The following is a 16,882-nucleotide window of genomic DNA, read 5'->3' on the forward strand; positions in this document are numbered from 1 at the left end:
TGGCGCCCCCGCCCTGGAGCCCCCGATGCCGCGTCCTGCTTGGTCCTTGCATGCCTACCAACTGATCGAGCCGGACGAGCAGCTGGATCTGTTCGCCTGCCGAGAGGTGCGCCTGCATTTGGTCGCGCGCCAGCTCGAGCTGGGCGAGTTCGCCGACCGCACATTGTGCGGTGGGCTGTTGCCGGCGCAGCCGCGTTGGCGCGGGTTGGACAGACCGATGCTGCGCGATGCGCGCCTGTGCCCGGGATGCCGCAGCGCATTCGAGGCTCAGCGGCGTGGGGTGCGTCCTCCTTGGCCCGAGTGCTGAGGGCTCCCGTAGCGCCAGGCGGCGGTGTACAATCACGCAGTAATTTCGTCAACCATTCACGCCAAGGATTACCGGATGTTGTCGCGCATCTCTGCCGTAACCCATTGCCTGCCACTTGCCACGCTGTTTGTCGCGAGCTCTGTCACAGCCCTGGAGTTGCCTCTGCCGCCGGCCGGGGAGGACATCGTCGGCCAGGTGCAGGTGGTCAAGGCCAAATACGAAGATACCTTTGCCGACCTTGGCGTAGCCAACGACCTGGGTTACTTGGAGATGATCGCCGCCAACCCGGGGGTGGATGCCTGGTTGCCCGGCGAGGGCACCGAGATCATCCTGCCCACGCGCTTCATTCTGCCGCCGGGGCCGCGCGAGGGAATTGTGATCAACCTCGCCGAATACCGCATGTACTACTTCCCTAAGGGGCAAAACGTCGTGCATACCTATCCCCTGGGGATAGGTCGTGAGGGGTGGAGTTCGCCCGTGACGGATGCCCGTATCACCGGCAAGACCCCGAATCCGGGGTGGACCCCGCCGAAGTCGATTCTTGAAGAGCATGCCGCCGATGGCGATCCGCTGCCGGCCTATGTGCCGCCCGGTCCCAACAACCCGCTGGGCCCGTACAAGATGTCGCTGTCGATACCGGGCTACCTGATCCACGGCACGAACAAGAAGTTCGGTATCGGCATGCGCGTCAGCCATGGCTGTTTCCGCATGCTCAACCATAACGTGTTGCAGCTCGCGGATATGGCGCCGGTCGGTACGCCGGTACGTATCGTCAACGAGCCGTACAAGTTCGGTCGCAGCAACGGCAAGGTGTATCTGGAGGCTCATGCCCCACTCGAAGACAGTGGTGCGGCATCGGTGGTCGACAAGCACTCTGCGGTCATCAATGCCTTGCTCAAGCGTGAAGAGCTGGGCGACCTGCGTCTGGACTGGGAAGTGGTGCGCGAGGTGGTCGCAGCAGAAGATGGCTTGCCGGTGGAGATCGCCGAGCCCGAAGTCGAGCTGGTCAGCAGCGCAGCTGCCGCGTTCTGAAGTTGTGACGCTGAACGAAGCCCGCCCTGTGCAAACAGCGGCGGGTTTTTTATTGCCGGCTGACTCACCATCGTTCTCCGGGCAATAAAAAGCCGGCCCAGGGACTGGGCCGGCTCTAATAGCCGTTGCGGACTATTTACTTGCGGCTGGCTTTTTCCAGCATGCGCAGAGCGCGCTCGTTGGCTTCGTCAGCAGTCTGCTGAGCCTTCTGAGCAGCGGCCAGAGCTTCATCAGCCTTGCGATAGGCTTCGTCGGCACGGGCTTGAGCGCGAGCGGCTGCGTCTTCGGTAGCAGTCAGGCGAGCTTCAGTTTCTTTGGACATGCTGCTGCAACCGGTGGCCAGAACTGCGGCCAAAGCCAGAGCAGAGAATTTCAGAACGTTGTTCATCGTGTTCCCCTTGAGGTGGAGTTTTCCATGTAAAGCAATTTCCCAATGGTAGGAAATTAGCCGGCGTACATAGTACCCGTAACCTGAAGTAAGTAAACGGAGGCGAGGCAGGCGCCGCACTTTTTTTTTCATGATGCCGCAGGGAGCCTCTGTAAGTTGCTGTTGCTGTATAAAAAACATACAGGCGTTGTCGTGTTCGATGCTGTTACTTGCGACTGGACCTCATGGCTTTGAGCGGTGGGGCGGTTATTGAGCCTGCTCTCGGCGGTCGAAGTTGTAGTCGCATGGGCATTGGTGAGCGTCTATAGAAGAAAGCCTCCGGCCCGCGCTCCGCTGCGTCTCTATTGCCCTCATTTACCAGTTCGCGGTAGTGCACGTCTTCGCCTGCTGTTCCGGCTATACGCTAAGTCATTGATTCAGCGTGGCCGACTCCGGGGCGGCCTGATAAGCTCGGCTTCTGTTACGAGGAGCTACCTGTCTCAGGCCAAGGATGCGTGTATGTCGAAGTTGATTAAATGGGGTGTGTTGGCGGTATTGGCAATTGCCGTGCTGATCAAGCTGTCACTGTGGTTGTCGGTGCGCTCGATCATGGACGATGCGGCGCAGCGGCTGTCGCCAATCATGGATATCCGCTATGGGGGTATCACCTCTTCTTTCGATGGTCGGGTCGGTCTGAGCAAGATTGATATCCGGGTGCCTGCCATGGGCGATAGTCTGAGGGTTGAGCATGCCGAACTTAAGTTCGAGGGGCTTGGCGAGCTGTTGCGTTTCAAGGAACGCCTGGCCGAAGGCAAGTTTCCCGAGCAGATGGCGGTCAACCTGGAGGGGGTGAGTCTGGACGTCCATGGGCCATTCATGCGCCAGCTCTACGCGGTTCCGGCCGAACGCAGCGTGTTCACGGCGATGAGCGAAGTGGTTTGCGGTAAGGTTCGCGCCATAGGGACCGATGAGCTGCTGGACATGGGGTATCGCACCTTCGAGGCCGATGGCCAGTTTTCCTACAGGTTCCAGCCGGGGGCGCAGACACTCAGTTTCAACCTGACCTCCGATACCCGGGATATGGGCGAGCTACGCGTCGCCTTGTCCGTCATCAATATGCCGGATAACCCCGGTGATCTGCGGGTCAACCCGCCACGGATCCAGCGTCTGAGTGTCGAGATCAACGACAACCAGTATCAGCGTAAGGTGCAGGAATACTGCGCAGCCAAGCTGGGGCTGGATGTCGATGCCTATAGAAAGCGTGCTGTGGAACAGTTCGACAAGGTACTGCGTAGTCAGCGTGTAGCCTTGGATCAGCCGATCCTTGATGCCTATGGGGCTTATTTGGATGACCCGCAGGCGCTGCGGATCGAGTTCGAGCCGAGCGAAGGCATGGTCTGGGATGGTCTGCAGTTCTTCGATGCCAAGGATGTGATGGCGATGCTGCGGCCGGCGGTCTTGGTCAATCATCAGGCGGTTCAGCCCTTGGGCTTTTCCTGGGTCGATCCGACTTCGCGCCCGGCGCGTGCGACTCAGCCTGCTGAGGCGGCGCAGCGGGTCGGTTCGGTGGCGACCGGTGCGCGCACCGGATTTGTCGCGGTATCCAGCTTGGCCGATCATGTCGGCAAGCGCTTGCGCTTCGTCACGTACGATGGCATGTACTATCAGGGAATCCTGACCCGGGTTGCGAACAACAAGGCCTATCTCAGGTTGCAAGCCGGAAATGGCACGGCGCAGATGTCGCTACGCCTGGAAAAGATCGATAAGGTGCGGGTGCAGTTCTAAGGTTTAGGAGAGGAGTAGCAATGAGCGAGGCGTTGTCCATTCACCATGACCAGAGGGGTCACCAATTCGAGACCACAGTGGATGGTGATCGTGCTTACCTGGCGTATATGGACCTGGGTAAGCAGACCCTGGACATCTACCGGACCTTCGTTCCGAACTCGTTGCGTGGTAGGGGGATCGCTGCGGCACTGACCGAGCATGCCCTACAGTACGCCGAACGTACCGGCTACACCGTGATTCCGTCCTGCTCTTACGTCGAGCGCTATATCGAGCGGCGTCAGCGCCACCTCGCCAAGGGTTGAGCTTTGCTGAGGCGAATAAGAAACGCCGGGCAGTGCCCGGCGTTTCTTGTTCAGGGAAGTCTCAGCCCCGGTGGCGCTTCGGCAAAACGTCCTTGAGCTTGGCATGCATGCCGCGCAGGGTCTTCTCCGTGCTGTCCCAATCGATGCAGGCATCGGTGATGGATACGCCGTACTTGAGCTGGTCGAGATCCTTGGGGATCGACTGGTTGCCCCAGCCCAGGTGGCTTTCCACCATGAGGCCGACGATCGACTGGTTGCCTTCGAGAATCTGGTTGGCCACGTTGTCCATGACCAGCGGCTGCAGCGCCGGATCCTTGTTGGAGTTGGCGTGGCTGCAATCGACCATGATGTTCGGGCGGATGCCGGCTTTTGTCAGTTCCTGCTCGCAGACGGCAACACTGACCGAGTCGTAGTTCGGCTTGCCATTACCGCCGCGTAGTACCACATGGCCATAGGCATTGCCCTTGGTGGTGACGATGGATACGCCGCCCTCCTGGTTGATGCCGAGGAAACGATGCGGACTGGAAACCGACTGCAGGGCATTGATTGCCACGGTCAGGCCGCCGTCGGTACCGTTCTTGAAGCCCACGGCCGAGGACAGGCCGGAAGCCATCTCGCGATGGGTCTGGGATTCGGTGGTGCGCGCCCCGATGGCCGACCAGCTGATCAGGTCCTGCAGGTACTGCGGGGAAATCGGGTCGAGTGCTTCGGTGGCGGTCGGCAGCCCCATTTCCGCCAGGTCGCGCAGCAGCTGGCGACCGATGTGCAGGCCATCCTGGATCTTGAACGAGTCGTCCAGGTAGGGGTCGTTGATCAGGCCTTTCCAGCCGACCGTGGTGCGCGGCTTCTCGAAATACACGCGCATCACCAGGTACAGGCTGTCGGCTACCTCGGCGGCGAGCACCTTGAGGCGCTCGGCATATTCTTTGGCGGCTTTGATATCGTGGATCGAGCAGGGGCCCACGACCACGAACAGGCGGTGGTCCTTGCCATCGAGGATATCGCGGATCACCTGACGGCCCGTGGCAACGGTGTGCAGGGCCGACTCGGTCAGGGGGATTTCGCGCTTGAGTTGCGCGGGGGTGATCAGGGTTTCGTTGGAGGCGACGTTGAGATCGTCGATCGGTAAATCAGCCATCGTGCTTTTCATCAGGTCAGGGTCGTCGGGTCACGGGTGCCGGCCGCCAGCGATCCCCGTGTGGCGGAGCACAGCAGAATGAGCACAGCGGGGAAGCTGAACCTTAGCGCGTTAAGGGCGGGCGAGACAATGGGGCGAAGGTCGTTAGTCGGATCGGACGACTACGAGAGGCTGGCGTCGGAGAATTCGGCGGCGTGCTGGGCGATCCACTCGCGGGCGACGTTCTCGATCTGCAGTTGGTGACCCAGTTCCTGCTCGCGTTGCCGGCGATAGTGCTCGATCTGGCAGACCTGCTCGACCATGCGGGCACGGAACAGCGTGTCCTCGTCGGTGAAGGCGATGCCAACCAGATAGTCGTCGTCCATCTTGTGGCACCAGGCGACCACGCCGGGATAGCGGGCCTGCTCACCGAGCAGTGGAATGCGCAACTCCACGGCGGTGCCGCGGCGAAAACCTCGGCTGGAGTTGCACGCCACGCCGCCGAGGCTGATATTGTTCAGGCGCTGGGTGGGCACGAAATCCTGTTTACGGAGCACCAGCTCCACCGGCATATCACTGGGATGACGCAAGAAACGACGCATGACTACCGACTCCCAATGCCATCAAATTGACATCGTTAACCACAGTATAGTGAACGAACTGCAACTCACAGATTTGGATGCTGAACGGCGCCTGCTCGATCTGCCTGGCACCTCCCTGCTCATATTCACCAGCATAGCCTGTGCCAGTTGTCGCTGGGCGCGCCGAGAGCTGCCGCTGTTACCCTTGCCGGTGGCGCGTTTGGCCTGGATAGACGCTGCCGATAATGCGGGGCTGGTGGCACGGTACGAGGTGTTCCATTTGCCGGCGCTGTTCGTCGTGCGCGATGGTCAATTTTTCGGCGCGTTGCACAGTCCCTTGCGTGCCAACGATCTACTTGATGCATTGGGTGCGGCCCTGTCGCGCCCTGCTGAGGAGCTCCCTTGAATACGACAAACCAGAATCCGCGCATAGGCGTCATCGGGACCGGTGCGATCGGCGGTTTCTATGGCCTGATGTTGGCGCGAGCCGGCTTCGACGTGCATTTCCTGCTGCGCAGCGAGTTCGCTACGGTTGCCGAGCAAGGGCTGCAGCTCAATAGTGCGGTGCATGGCGCCCTGCACCTGCAGCCAGTGCAGGCTTACCGCGCGGCGGCGGATATGCCGCGCTGCGACTGGTTGTTGGTGGGCGCGAAGACGACCAGCAACGCGGAGTTGGCGCCGGTCATTGCCCAGGTTGCCGCCGACGGTGCCAAGGTGCTGTTGCTGCAGAATGGCCTGGCGGTGGAAGAGGCGCTGCGTCCGCTGCTGCCCGAGTCTCTGCACCTGCTCGGCGGCCTGTGTTTCATCTGTGCCCACCGTGCCGCGCCCGGGGTGGTCGAGCACCAAGCGCTGGGGGCGGTCAATCTCGGTTATCACTCGGGCCCCGTCAGCGATGGCGCGCAGCGCCAGCAGATCGCCGAGGAAGGCGCAGCCCTGTTCAAGGCGGCGGGACTCGACTCCACGGCCCTGGCGGACCTGGAACAGGGGCGCTGGCAGAAGCTGGTGTGGAACGTGCCCTATAACGGCCTGTCGGTCCTGCTCAATGCGGGGACTGGTGCCTTGATGGCCGATCCCGACAGCCGTGCGCTGATCCAGGCATTGATGCAGGAGGTAGCCGACGCGGCGCTGGCCTGTGGGCAGCGCTTGCCGGAAGGCTACCCGGGCAAATTGTTGGCGGCGACCGATCGCATGCCAGACTATTGGCCGAGTATGTATCACGACTTCGCTCAGCACCGGCCGCTGGAGCTGCAGGCGATCTACGCCGCGCCGCTGGCCGCCGCCGAGCAGGCCGGTTGTGACATGCCGCGGGTTCGTGCCTTGTATCAGGCGCTGTGTTTTCTCGATCGGGCTAAGCCTTAGCGCGTGAGGATGGCTATGGGCAAGGGCATGGACAAGTTGGTGCTGGCGATCTCCTCGAGTGCGCTGTTCGACCTGCGCGAGAGCCATCTGGTGTACGAAAACCAGGGTGTCGAGGCTTACCGTCGCTATCAGATCGAGCATGAGGACGAGATACTCATGCCCGGCGACGCCTTTCCTCTGGTCGAGAAGCTGCTCGGACTGAACCTGACCCTGGGGCAGCCCCGGGTGGAAGTGATCCTGGTCTCGCGCAACAGCGCCGACACCGGTTTGCGCGCGTTCAACTCGATTCAGCATTACGGCTTGGGTATTTCCCGCGCGGCCTTCGTCGGCGGTCGCAGCCCGGACCCCTACCTGGCCGCGTTCGGCTGCCAGCTGTTCCTCTCCACCCATGTGGAGGACGTACGCAGTGCGCTGCGCTCGGGTTTCGGCGCGGCGACCATCCTCTCCGGCGGAGCGCGGCGGGCGGCGAGCAACGAACTGCGCATCGCCTTCGACGGCGATGCCGTGCTGTTCTCCGACGAGTCCGAACGCGTCTATCAGCAGGGCGGGCTGGAGGCCTTCCAGAGCCACGAGCGCGATGCCGCCCGCGAGCTGCTCGGTGGCGGACCGTTCAAGCCCTTTCTCGCGGCGTTGCATCGGTTGCAGCAAGAGTTTCCGGAGGAAGCCTGCCCGATTCGTACGGCCTTGGTCACCGCGCGCTCGGCTCCGGCCCACGAGCGGGTCATTCGCACTCTGCGCGAGTGGAATATCCGTCTGGACGAGTCATTCTTCCTCGGCGGCCTGGAAAAGGCGGCGATTCTCGAGACCTTCGCCGCCGATGTGTTCTTCGACGACCAGGCCGGACACTGCGAGAAGGCGCGGGAAGTCGTGGCCACCGGACACGTACCCCATGGCGTAAGTAACGAGCCGCCGCAGTAGTAGTCGGGGCGCGGCGCATATAGCCATTGGTCCTAAAAGGTCGGTCTTTGGTTGACTTGCAGATGGCACTGCTAAGCTCAGAAAAGGGCCCGCCGTGCCGGCTGTCGAGGAGGCCGCATGATTCGTTCGATTCTCTACGCCACCGATCTCGGCCTCTACGCCCCCTATGTCCTGCAACATGCCCTGTCCCTGACCCGTGCCTTCGATGCCGGCCTGTATGTCGTGCATGCGGTCGAGCCCATGGGGTTGTTTGCCGAGTCGGTGCTGCAGACCTATCTGGATGAGGAGCGCCTCAAGGAGCTGCGCAGCAAAGGGCTGAGCACGGTGATGGCGAGCATCGAGCAACGGGTGCTGGAGGGCTTTCGCGACGAGATCGACGAGGCGCAGCATGAGCTGGACATGATTCGGGGGGTGCGAGTGGTGCAGGGCGATCCGCCCCTGGTGATCCTCGAAGAGGCGCAGAAGCTTGGGGTGGATCTGCTGGTGGTGGGCAGTCACAGCCATGGCACCGAGCTGGAGATCCCCTTGGGGCGGACGGCCGCACGCCTGGTGCAGTTGTCGGAAGTGCCGGTGTATCTGGTGCCGATGCTGCAGCACCGCGGTCGCGGGGAACCTTAGGCGACGGCCAGTCGCACTTCTATATAAAACGTCTAGATTTAACTATTGAACCATTAATATGGTTATATGACCTTACCGGTAATTGCCCGGCCGTCTATCTGTTTTGAGGGTTTTCTATGAAGCTCCAACAACTGCGCTACATCTGGGAAGTCGCGCATCACGACCTCAATGTTTCGGCCACGGCACAGAGTCTCTACACCTCGCAGCCGGGCATCAGCAAGCAGATCCGCTTGCTCGAGGATGAGCTCGGTGTTGAGGTATTCGCCCGTAGCGGCAAGCACTTGACCCGGGTGACCCCCGCCGGCGAACGCATCATCACCACCGCCGGGGAAATCCTGCGCAAGGTCGAGAGCATCAAGCAGATCGCCCAGGAGTTCTCCAACGAGAAGAAGGGCACGCTGTCCATCGCCACCACCCACACCCAGGCGCGTTATGCCTTGCCCTCGGTGATCAGCGGCTTCATCAAGCAGTACCCGGATGTGGCCCTGCACATGCACCAGGGCACGCCGATGCAGATCGCCGAGATGGCCGCCGACGGCACCGTGGATTTCGCCATCGCCACCGAAGGCCTCGAGCTGTTCAACGACCTGGTGATGATGCCGTGCTACCGCTGGAACCGCTGCGTAGTGGTGCCCCAGGGACACCCCCTGGCGAAGATGCCGAAGCTGACTCTGGAGGCCCTGGCCGAGCATTCCATCGTCACCTATGTGTTCGGTTTTACCGGTCGCTCCAAGCTGGACGAGGCCTTCAGCCATCGAGGCCTGACACCGAAGGTGGTGTTCACCGCGGCCGATGCCGACGTGATCAAGACCTACGTGCGCCTCGGTCTGGGAGTGGGCATCCTGGCCAAGATGGCGGTGGACGCCAAGCTCGACCCGGACCTGGTGGTGCTGGATGCCAGCGAGCTGTTCGAGGCCAGCGTGACCAAGATCGGTTTCCGTCGCGGTACCTTCCTGCGCGGCTTCATGTGCGACTTCATCGAGAAATTCGCTCCCCACCTGACCCGTGACGTGCTGGCCAAGGCCATTCATTGCCACAACAAGTCGGAGCTGGAAGAGCTGTTCCAGGGCGTCGAGCTGCCGACCTACTAGTACGGCAGCCGAAGGTTCTTGTCCCGACTCGTCACGCGCAGGTCGCGGGCTCGGCAATGTAAAAAGCCCGTATCTGGCGATACGGGCTTTTTACTTGGCGGGCGGCTCGGCGGCTGCCGTGCCCGATCAGACCAGCACGCCCTGGCTGCGCAGGTAGTCGTCGTAGCTGCCGCTGAAGTCGGTCACGCCGCTGTCGGAGAGCTCGATGATGCGGGTGGCCAGACTGGAGACGAACTCGCGGTCGTGGCTGACGAAGATCAGCGTGCCCGGATAGTTTTCCAGGGCCAGGTTGAGGGCCTCGATGGACTCCATGTCCAGGTGGTTGGTCGGCTCGTCCATCACCAGCACGTTGGGCTTCTTCAGGATCAGCTTGCCGAACAGCATGCGCCCCTGTTCACCGCCGGAGATCACCTTGACCGACTTGAGGATCTCGTCGTTGGAGAACAGCATGCGGCCCAGGGTGCCGCGCACCAGCTGTTCGCCGCCCTGGGTCCAGCGGCCCATCCACTCGAACAGGGTGCTCTCGTCGGCGAAGTCGTCGGCATGATCCTGGGCGTAGTAGCCCAGCTCGGCGCTGTCGGTCCACTTCACCGTGCCGGCATCCGGAGTCAGCTCGCCGACCAGGGTGCGCAGCAGGGTGGTCTTGCCGATGCCGTTGGGGCCGATGATGGCCACCCGCTCGCCGGCCTCTACGGTGAAGCTGAAGCCCTTGAACAGCGTCTTGCCGTCGAAGCCCTTGGCCATGTTCTCGACGGTCACGGCCTGACGGTGCAGCTTCTTGCTCTGTTCGAAGCGGATGAAGGGGCTGACGCGGCTTGAGGGCTTGACCTCGGCCAGCTGGATCTTGTCGATTTGCTTGGCCCGCGAGGTGGCCTGCTTGGCCTTGGAGGCGTTGGCCGAGAAGCGGCTGACGAAGGTCTGCAGTTCCGCGATCTGTGCCTTCTTCTTGGCGTTGTCGGCCAACAGCTGCTCGCGCGACTGGGTCGCGGCGGTCATGTATTCGTCGTAGTTGCCCGGGAACAGGCGCAGCTCGCCGTAGTCCAGGTCCGCCATGTGGGTGCACACGCTGTTCAAGAAGTGGCGGTCGTGGGAAATGATGATCATGGTGCTGTTACGCGCCGTGAGGATGTTTTCCAGCCAGCGGATGGTGTTTATATCCAGGTGGTTGGTCGGCTCGTCCAGCAGCAGTACGTCCGGGTCGGAGAACAGCGCCTGGGCCAGCAGCACGCGCAGTTTCCAGCCCGGTGCCACCTCGCTCATCGGGCCGAAATGCTGGGCCAGCGGGATGCCCAGGCCGAGCAGCAGCTCGCCGGCGCGGGACTCGGCGGTGTAGCCGTCCAGCTCGGCGAACTCGGTCTCCAGCTCGGCCACCGCCATGCCGTCTTCCTCGGTCATCTCGGCCAGCGAGTAGATGCGATCGCGCTCGGCCTTGATCCGCCACAGCTCGGCATGGCCCATTATCACCGTGTCGATCACATTGAAGTCTTCGTAGGCGAACTGATCCTGGCGCAGCTTGCCCAGGCGCACATTGGGTTCGAGCATCACCTGGCCGGCGGAAGGCTCCAGATCGCCACCGAGTATCTTCATGAAGGTCGACTTGCCGCAGCCGTTGGCGCCGATCAGGCCGTAGCGGTTGCCGTTGCCGAACTTGACGGAAACGTTCTCGAACAGCGGCTTGGCGCCGAACTGCATGGTGATGTTAGCGGTGGAAATCAAGCGGGTTACCTATCAATAACGTGCGATGTGACGCCTTCGGCCGGTACCGGTCCGCTAGCAATGCTCGGCTCTCGAACTCACTTGAGGCGGCGTACCAGTTGATCCAGCGGGCATAGGTCGAAAGCAGCATCTGGGCGTTGTGGCCGAGTTGCTGGGCGATGAAGGCGGGGGGTATGCCGGATGTTGCGCGGATTGTCGCATAGGTGGGCTGGCAATTTATATGGCGGGCGGCGTCCGATGGCGAGGGCCTCGTGGCGGGGCGCGAAAGCAGGGGGCGTTTCAGAACGAGTCGATGATGCGCCCGAGAACCGCCATCGCCTGCTCGCACTGTGCGTCCCAGGGGTGGCCGTAGTTCAGGCGGGCACAGTTGCCGAACGCACGGGTCGCCGAGAAAATCGGCCCGGGCGCCAGGCTGATCCCCTGGGCCAGGGCCAGTTGGAACAGCTGCAGCGAGTCGACCCGCTGCGAGAATTCGAACCAGAGGAAGTAGCCACCCGCCGGGCGTGTCACCCGGGTGCTCGCGGGGAAGTGCCGGGCCGCCGACGCCAGCATCGAGGCCTGTTGTGCCTCCAGCGCATGGCGCAGCTTGCGCAGGTGACGGTCGTAGCCGCCTTGTTGCAGGTAGTCGGCCAGGGCTGCCTGGGCCGGCACCGATGGGGAGATGGTGGTCATCAACTTGAGTCGACCGATCTGCTCGGCATAGCGGCCGCCGGCGACCCAGCCGACCCGATACCCCGGGGCCAGGCACTTGGAGAAGGAGCCGCAGTGCATGACCAGGCCCTCGCGGTCGAAACTCTTCACCGGTTTGGGGGGCTGGGTGCCGAAATACAGCTCGGCGTAGACGTCGTCCTCGATCAGCGGTACCTGATGGCGCTGCAACAGCTCGTACAGCCCACGCTTCTTCGCCTCGTTCATGCTCGCGCCGAGCGGGTTCTGCAGGCTACTCATAAACCAGCAGGCCTTGATCGGCAGTTCGGCGAGTCGCTTGGCCAGGCAGTCCAGGTCGATACCTTCGCGCGGGTGCACGGGAATCTCCACGGCCTTGAGCTTGAGGCGCTCCAGCACTTGCAGTGTGGCGTAGAACGCGGGGCTCTCGATGGCCACCAGGTCGCCAGGCTGGGTCACGCATTGCAGGCAGAGGTTCAGCGCCTCCATGGCGCCATTGGTGATGACCAGCTCGTCCAGCGGCAGCATCACGCCGCTGACCATGTAGCGCAGGGCGATCTGCCGGCGCAGATCGGCATTGCCCGCGGTCATGTCGGCGATCACCGCCTGGGGCGGCATGGCGCGTACGCTCTGCGCCAGGGAGCGGGCCAGACGCTGCAGGGGGAACAGGTCCGGGCTGGGGAAGGCCGAGCCGAAGGCGACGGTGTTCGGGTCCTTCAACGAACCCAGTACCGAAAACACCAGCTCGCTGACGTTCACCTCGGTGGTCGGCGCCTGACTCGCGGCGATTTCCGGTTCATGCAGCGTACGCTGGGCATGCTCGCGGACGAAGTAGCCCGAGCGTGCCCGGGCCACTATCAGGCCGCGACTCTCCAGCAGGTAGTAAGCCTGAAATACCGTGGAAGGGCTGACGCCGTAGGTGCGGCTGGCGTGACGCACCGAGGGAACCTTTTGCCCCGGTAGCAGGACGCCTGTGCGCACCAGCTCCGCGATTTCGTCGGCAAACTTCTCGTAGCGCTTCATCCTGTCCTGGCCCAGTGGCTCAGTTGCTGGAGCGCCATACTCTACTGGCAGGTGACGGCTCATGCGATCACTTAGCGATGGATCGGGGCCACGAAGGCGCTCTTGGCGGTGACCCGAATCTCGGGGTCGTCCTCGTCGGCGATGCTGAAGTGCAGGGGCTGCGATGCGCTGGCGGCCGCCTCGGCCAGCATGGCCACGCTGAGCGGAACATCGGCGATCTCGCCCGGGGCCAGCTGCAGTTGCTGCTTGCCCTGTAGCCTGAAGCGGTCGGCCTCGGCCAGCGTGATGCGGTAGCGGTGGGGCTGCTGGGTCTTGTTGATGACCTTGAGCCGGTAGATGTTTTCGATCTGCCCCAGGCTGTTCTCCCGGAACAGGCCGCGGTCTTTGGTCACGTCCAGTTGCACCAGGGCACGATCGTTCAGGGCCCAGGCGAAGGCGCCGATCATCACCAGCAGCATGGCGGCGTAGCCGAGCAGGCGCGGTCGCAACAGCCGGGTCTTGGCACCGGCCAGGGCGCGCTCTGAGGTGTAGCGGATCAGGCCCTTGGCGTAGCCCATCTTGTCCATGACGCTGTCGCAGGCATCGATACAGGCCCCGCAGCTGATGCAGTCAAGCTGCAGGCCGTCGCGGATGTCGATGCCGGTAGGGCAGACCTGTACGCAGATGGTGCAGTCGATGCAGTCGCCGAGGCCCTCGGCCTGGGGCTGGCTGTCTTTTCGGCGCGCTCCGCGGTGCTCGCCGCGGGCCGCGTCGTAGGAGACGATCAGCGTATTGTCGTCGAACATCACGCTCTGGAAGCGCGAATAGGGGCACATGTGCAGGCAGACCTGCTCGCGCAGCCAGCCGGCGTTCAGGTAGGTGGCGGCGGTGAAGAAGAACAGCCAGAAGGCGGTGGTCAGGCCCAGTTCCAGGGTGAACAGGTCGTGCACCAGTTGGCGTACCGGGGTGAAGTAACCGACGAAGGCAATCGCCGTCGCCAGGCTGATCGCCAGCCACAGGCCGTGCTTGGCGCCGCGGCGCAGCCATTTGTCGGCCGACCAGGGGGCGGCGGCCAGCTTGATCCGCTGATGGCGTTCGCCTTCGGTGACTTTTTCCACCCACATGAACATCCAGGTCCATACGCTCTGCGGGCAGCTGTAGCCGCACCAGACCCGTCCGGCCAATACGGTGATGAAGAACAGGCCGAAGGCCGCGATGATCAACAGTGCTGAGAGCAGGACGAAGTCCTGGGGCCAGAAGGTGGCGCCGAAGATGTGGAACTGGCTGTTGCCCAGGTCCCACAGCACCGCCTGACGTCCGTCCCAGTTCAACCAGGCGGTCGCGAAGAACAGCAGCAGCAGCGAGCCGGCGCCGCACAGGCGCAGCGTGCGGAACAGGCCGGTGAAGCTGCGCGTGTGGATGACGCCGCCGCTTTTGGCCGGCGTGAGCTGGAGGGGCCGGCGCGGGTCGATCGTTTCGATGACCTTGGCGGGGATGCGTTCGCTCATGGGAAGAGCCTCGTCTGGCGTAATCAGGTGAGGCGCATGATCGGCGCAGCCTTGTGCCGATAACAGACTCAGATTTTCCAATAAAAAGCGGATCAGATGGACAGGTTGTCGCACCTGAGGGGTGTACTCAAGAGCTGGGGAGCCTGGGTGAGTCGAGCGGTCGAGATGGCTAGCGCCGGCGTCGCTGATATGGTTTTTTCAGAACGAACTGAGGCTGTTTCGCGGTGCCCGCACCACGGATAGTTGCAGGCACTCGGTCGGCCGCAGTTCAGTGGCACTCGGCCGGCGATCAGTCCTGATGAGGTAGCCTGCAGATGTACCAGTACGATGACTACGACCGCGCCCTGGTGCGCGAGCGTGTGGCGCACTTTCGTGATCAGATCGAGCGGCGTGTCAGCGGCGAGCTGAGCGAGGAAGAGTTCCTGCCTTTGCGCCTGCAGAACGGCCTGTACCTGCAGAAGCATGCCTACATGCTGCGTGTGGCGATTCCCTACGGCACCCTGTCGTCGCGCCAGATGCGCGTTCTGGCCCGCATCGCCCGGGAGTACGATCGGGACTACGGACATTTCACGACGCGCCAGAACATCCAGTTCAACTGGGTCGAGCTCGACCAGGTGGCGGACATTCTCGAGCTGCTGGCCGACGTCGAGATGCATGCGATTCAGACCTCCGGCAACTGCGTGCGCAATATCACCACCGAGGCGTTCGCCGGGGTCGCCGCCGACGAGCTGCTCGACCCGAGGCCGCTGGCGGAAATCCTGCGGCAGTGGTCGACGATGAACCCGGAATTCCTCTACCTGCCGCGCAAGTTCAAGATCGCCCTGTGTTCTGCACGGGAAGATCGGGCCGCGGTCATGGTGCATGACATCGGCCTGTACCTGTACCGCGACGAGGCCGGGGCGATGGTGCTGCGGGTGATGGTCGGCGGTGGTCTCGGGCGCACGCCGATCCTCGCTCAGCAGATTCGTGACGGCCTGCCGTGGCAGCATCTGTTGTCTTACGTCGAAGCCGTGCTACGGGTCTACAACCGCCATGGCCGGCGTGACAACAAGTACAAGGCGCGTATCAAGATCCTGGTCAAGGCCCTGGGCATCGAGGCATTCGCCAGGGAAGTCGAGGCCGAGTGGCAACTGATCAAGGAGGGGCCGGCCGAGTTGACCGAGGCCGAATACCAGCGGGTGGCGGCGGCGTTCGCTGCGCCGCCCTATGCCGCCCTGGCGGATACCGATCTGGACTTCGGCAGCGCCCTGGCACGGGATCAGGCCTTCGCCCGCTGGGCGTCGCGCAACGTCCGCCCGCACAAGGTGCCGGGCTACGCCTCGGTGGTGCTGTCGACCAAACCGGGCGCGAGCGCACCGCCCGGGGATGTGACCTCGATGCAGATGGAGAACATCGCCGACCTGGCCGACGATTACGGTTTTGGCGAGATACGCATCGCCCATGAGCAGAATGTGGTGCTACCCGATGTGCGCAAGGCCGACCTCCATGCGTTGTACCAGCGTGCCCATCGCCATGGCCTCGGCACGGCCAATGTCGGCCTGCTGACCGATGTGATCGCCTGTCCCGGAGGCGACTACTGTGCCCTGGCCAACGCCAAGTCGATTCCGGTGGCCCACTCGATCCAGCAGCGTTTCGAGGACCTCGACTACCTGCACGACCTGGGCGACATCAGCCTGAATATCTCCGGTTGCATGAACGCTTGTGGTCACCATCATATCGGTAACATCGGCATCCTGGGCGTGGATAAGAACGGCAGCGAGTGGTACCAGGTGACCATCGGCGGCACTCAGGGCACGGATAGCGCCCTGGGCAAGGTCATCGGGCCGTCGTTCAGCGCCGCACAGATTCCTGGGGTCATCGAGGCCCTGGTGAAAACCTTCGACGACTACCGGGAAAGCGACGAGCAGTTTGTCGACACGCTGCGGCGCATCGGGCTCGAACCGTTCAAAGACTCGGTGTATGCCAAGGGTGAGGTGCCGGCATGCACAATCTGATTCGCCTGCTCGACGGGCAGGCCAGGCTCGTCGAGGACGACCCCTGGCATTGGCTTGCCGATCCGGCACAACCCGCGGCGAACGGCCGCTTGATACTGCCGGTGGCGGCCTGGCTGCAGAGGCAGGACGAGGCGACGCTAGCAGGCGGGCGTCCCAGCCCGGATGGGCTCTGCCTGGCGCCGGAAGACGAGGTCGAGCAGATCCTGGCCTATCTGCCGCTGCTGCCGCTGATCGCCATCGAGTTCCCCAGCTTCCGTGACGGTCGTGGTTACAGCCAGGCCTACCTGTTGCGCACCCGTCTGGGCTGGACGGGCGAGTTGCGGGCCGTCGGCGATGTGCTGCGCGACCAGCTCAGCCATATGCGCCAGTGTGGCTTCGATGCCTTCGCCATACGCGAGGACAAATCCGCCGCGGACGCCCTCAAGGGCCTGGCGGGCGCGAGTGTGCTGTACGGGCGCTCGGCTATCGAGCCACGGCCGTTGTTTCGACGCCGCGACGAAGGCTTAAAGAACTGACAGT

At 63.0% G+C, this 16,882-nt stretch carries 17 protein-coding genes; 11 read left to right on the forward strand and 6 right to left on the reverse strand.

Annotation, left to right across the window (positions count from 1 at the left end):
* Nucleotides 1-25 precede the first annotated feature (25 nt).
* The gene (locus tag SBP02_RS09915; RefSeq protein WP_318646222.1) at nt 26-307 is read left to right on the forward strand and encodes a hypothetical protein; all 282 of its coding nucleotides are present in this window, start codon (nt 26-28) and stop codon (nt 305-307) included.
* Nucleotides 308-382: 75 nt separating this feature from the next.
* Nucleotides 383-1,339: a L,D-transpeptidase family protein gene (locus tag SBP02_RS09920; protein ID WP_318646223.1), complete on the forward strand. Its 957-nt coding sequence runs from the start codon at nt 383-385 to the stop codon at nt 1,337-1,339.
* 136 nt (nt 1,340-1,475) lie between these two features.
* Here SBP02_RS09920 and oprI read toward each other — a convergent pair whose 3' ends face one another.
* Nucleotides 1,476-1,727: an outer membrane lipoprotei OprI gene (gene oprI, locus SBP02_RS09925; RefSeq protein ID WP_003239826.1), complete on the reverse strand. Its 252-nt coding sequence runs from the start codon at nt 1,725-1,727 to the stop codon at nt 1,476-1,478.
* 498 nt (nt 1,728-2,225) lie between these two features.
* Between oprI and SBP02_RS09930 the strand changes: the two genes are divergently transcribed.
* Nucleotides 2,226-3,491, forward strand: a complete 1,266-nt coding sequence (locus SBP02_RS09930) for a hypothetical protein (protein WP_318646225.1) — start codon at nt 2,226-2,228, stop codon at nt 3,489-3,491.
* Between the two features lie 20 nt (nt 3,492-3,511).
* A complete protein-coding gene (locus SBP02_RS09935; protein ID WP_318646226.1) occupies nt 3,512-3,793 on the forward strand; it encodes a GNAT family N-acetyltransferase in 282 nt (93 codons plus the stop codon).
* A 61-nt stretch (nt 3,794-3,854) separates the two neighbouring features.
* Here the strand turns inward: SBP02_RS09935 and SBP02_RS09940 are convergent, their stop codons facing one another.
* Both SBP02_RS09940 and SBP02_RS09945 read right to left on the reverse strand, forming a co-directional pair.
* Nucleotides 3,855-4,931 carry a 3-deoxy-7-phosphoheptulonate synthase gene (locus tag SBP02_RS09940; protein WP_318646227.1) on the reverse strand — a complete coding sequence of 359 codons (1,077 nt, stop codon included), beginning with the start codon at nt 4,929-4,931 and terminating at the stop codon, nt 3,855-3,857.
* Between the two features lie 161 nt (nt 4,932-5,092).
* Nucleotides 5,093-5,512 carry a PilZ domain-containing protein gene (locus tag SBP02_RS09945; RefSeq protein WP_318646228.1) on the reverse strand — a complete coding sequence of 140 codons (420 nt, stop codon included), beginning with the start codon at nt 5,510-5,512 and terminating at the stop codon, nt 5,093-5,095.
* Between SBP02_RS09945 and SBP02_RS09950 the strand changes: the two genes are divergently transcribed.
* From SBP02_RS09950 to cysB, 5 genes are all read left to right on the forward strand, one after another.
* On the forward strand, nt 5,511-5,897 hold the full coding sequence (locus SBP02_RS09950; protein WP_318646229.1) for a YbbN family protein: 387 nt from the start codon (nt 5,511-5,513) through the stop codon (nt 5,895-5,897). The genes SBP02_RS09945 and SBP02_RS09950 overlap by 2 nt on opposite strands.
* Nucleotides 5,894-6,850, forward strand: coding sequence for a putative 2-dehydropantoate 2-reductase (locus tag SBP02_RS09955; RefSeq protein WP_318646230.1), 957 nt, complete (start codon nt 5,894-5,896; stop codon nt 6,848-6,850). Before SBP02_RS09950 ends, SBP02_RS09955 begins: the two co-directional genes overlap by 4 nt.
* A gap of 15 nt (nt 6,851-6,865) precedes the next feature.
* Nucleotides 6,866-7,768 (forward strand): 5'-nucleotidase, encoded by a 903-nt coding sequence (locus SBP02_RS09960; RefSeq protein ID WP_318646327.1) that lies wholly within the window; start codon nt 6,866-6,868, stop codon nt 7,766-7,768.
* A gap of 117 nt (nt 7,769-7,885) precedes the next feature.
* Nucleotides 7,886-8,386, forward strand: coding sequence for a universal stress protein (locus SBP02_RS09965; protein ID WP_318646231.1), 501 nt, complete (start codon nt 7,886-7,888; stop codon nt 8,384-8,386).
* Between the two features lie 116 nt (nt 8,387-8,502).
* The gene (cysB, locus tag SBP02_RS09970) at nt 8,503-9,477 is read left to right on the forward strand and encodes an HTH-type transcriptional regulator CysB (RefSeq protein ID WP_318646232.1); all 975 of its coding nucleotides are present in this window, start codon (nt 8,503-8,505) and stop codon (nt 9,475-9,477) included.
* Nucleotides 9,478-9,603: 126 nt separating this feature from the next.
* Here cysB and SBP02_RS09975 read toward each other — a convergent pair whose 3' ends face one another.
* The 3 genes from SBP02_RS09975 to ccoG form a co-directional block, all read right to left on the reverse strand.
* Nucleotides 9,604-11,193, reverse strand: coding sequence for an ABC-F family ATPase (locus tag SBP02_RS09975; protein ID WP_318646233.1), 1,590 nt, complete (start codon nt 11,191-11,193; stop codon nt 9,604-9,606).
* A gap of 279 nt (nt 11,194-11,472) precedes the next feature.
* Nucleotides 11,473-12,882, reverse strand: coding sequence for a GntR family transcriptional regulator MpaR (gene mapR, locus SBP02_RS09985; protein WP_318646234.1), 1,410 nt, complete (start codon nt 12,880-12,882; stop codon nt 11,473-11,475).
* Between the two features lie 71 nt (nt 12,883-12,953).
* Nucleotides 12,954-14,369 (reverse strand): cytochrome c oxidase accessory protein CcoG, encoded by a 1,416-nt coding sequence (gene ccoG, locus SBP02_RS09990; RefSeq protein ID WP_318646235.1) that lies wholly within the window; start codon nt 14,367-14,369, stop codon nt 12,954-12,956.
* A 314-nt stretch (nt 14,370-14,683) separates the two neighbouring features.
* On the opposite strand from ccoG, the gene SBP02_RS09995 reads away from it, so the two are divergent.
* Complete coding sequence (locus tag SBP02_RS09995) at nt 14,684-16,363, forward strand: nitrite/sulfite reductase (RefSeq protein ID WP_318646236.1); 1,680 nt, start codon at nt 14,684-14,686, stop codon at nt 16,361-16,363.
* Nucleotides 16,351-16,878, forward strand: a complete 528-nt coding sequence (locus SBP02_RS10000) for a DUF934 domain-containing protein (protein ID WP_318646237.1) — start codon at nt 16,351-16,353, stop codon at nt 16,876-16,878. Before SBP02_RS09995 ends, SBP02_RS10000 begins: the two co-directional genes overlap by 13 nt.
* Nucleotides 16,879-16,882 lie beyond the last annotated feature (4 nt).

The sequence above is a fragment of the Pseudomonas benzenivorans genome, assembly GCF_033547155.1.
Classification (GTDB): domain Bacteria; phylum Pseudomonadota; class Gammaproteobacteria; order Pseudomonadales; family Pseudomonadaceae; genus Aquipseudomonas; species Aquipseudomonas benzenivorans_B.

Bases quoted from the DNA above. Each gene is read 5' to 3' on its own strand.
- SBP02_RS09920 (WP_318646223.1), top strand. From the start codon at position 383: ATGTTGTCGCGCATCTCTGCCGTAACCCATTGCCTGCCACTTGCCACG.
- SBP02_RS09945 (WP_318646228.1), bottom strand. From the start codon at position 5,512: ATGCGTCGTTTCTTGCGTCATCCCAGTGATATGCCGGTGGAGCTGGTG.
- SBP02_RS09960 (WP_318646327.1), top strand. From the start codon at position 6,866: ATGGGCAAGGGCATGGACAAGTTGGTGCTGGCGATCTCCTCGAGTGCG.
- SBP02_RS09995 (WP_318646236.1), top strand. From the start codon at position 14,684: ATGTACCAGTACGATGACTACGACCGCGCCCTGGTGCGCGAGCGTGTG.
- mapR (WP_318646234.1), bottom strand. From the start codon at position 12,882: ATGAAGCGCTACGAGAAGTTTGCCGACGAAATCGCGGAGCTGGTGCGC.
- ccoG (WP_318646235.1), bottom strand. From the start codon at position 14,369: ATGAGCGAACGCATCCCCGCCAAGGTCATCGAAACGATCGACCCGCGC.
- SBP02_RS09940 (WP_318646227.1), bottom strand. From the start codon at position 4,931: ATGGCTGATTTACCGATCGACGATCTCAACGTCGCCTCCAACGAAACC.
- SBP02_RS09965 (WP_318646231.1), top strand. From the start codon at position 7,886: ATGATTCGTTCGATTCTCTACGCCACCGATCTCGGCCTCTACGCCCCC.
- oprI (WP_003239826.1), bottom strand. From the start codon at position 1,727: ATGAACAACGTTCTGAAATTCTCTGCTCTGGCTTTGGCCGCAGTTCTG.
- cysB (WP_318646232.1), top strand. From the start codon at position 8,503: ATGAAGCTCCAACAACTGCGCTACATCTGGGAAGTCGCGCATCACGAC.
- SBP02_RS10000 (WP_318646237.1), top strand. From the start codon at position 16,351: ATGCACAATCTGATTCGCCTGCTCGACGGGCAGGCCAGGCTCGTCGAG.
- SBP02_RS09950 (WP_318646229.1), top strand. From the start codon at position 5,511: ATGACTACCGACTCCCAATGCCATCAAATTGACATCGTTAACCACAGT.
- SBP02_RS09915 (WP_318646222.1), top strand. From the start codon at position 26: ATGCCGCGTCCTGCTTGGTCCTTGCATGCCTACCAACTGATCGAGCCG.
- SBP02_RS09935 (WP_318646226.1), top strand. From the start codon at position 3,512: ATGAGCGAGGCGTTGTCCATTCACCATGACCAGAGGGGTCACCAATTC.
- SBP02_RS09930 (WP_318646225.1), top strand. From the start codon at position 2,226: ATGTCGAAGTTGATTAAATGGGGTGTGTTGGCGGTATTGGCAATTGCC.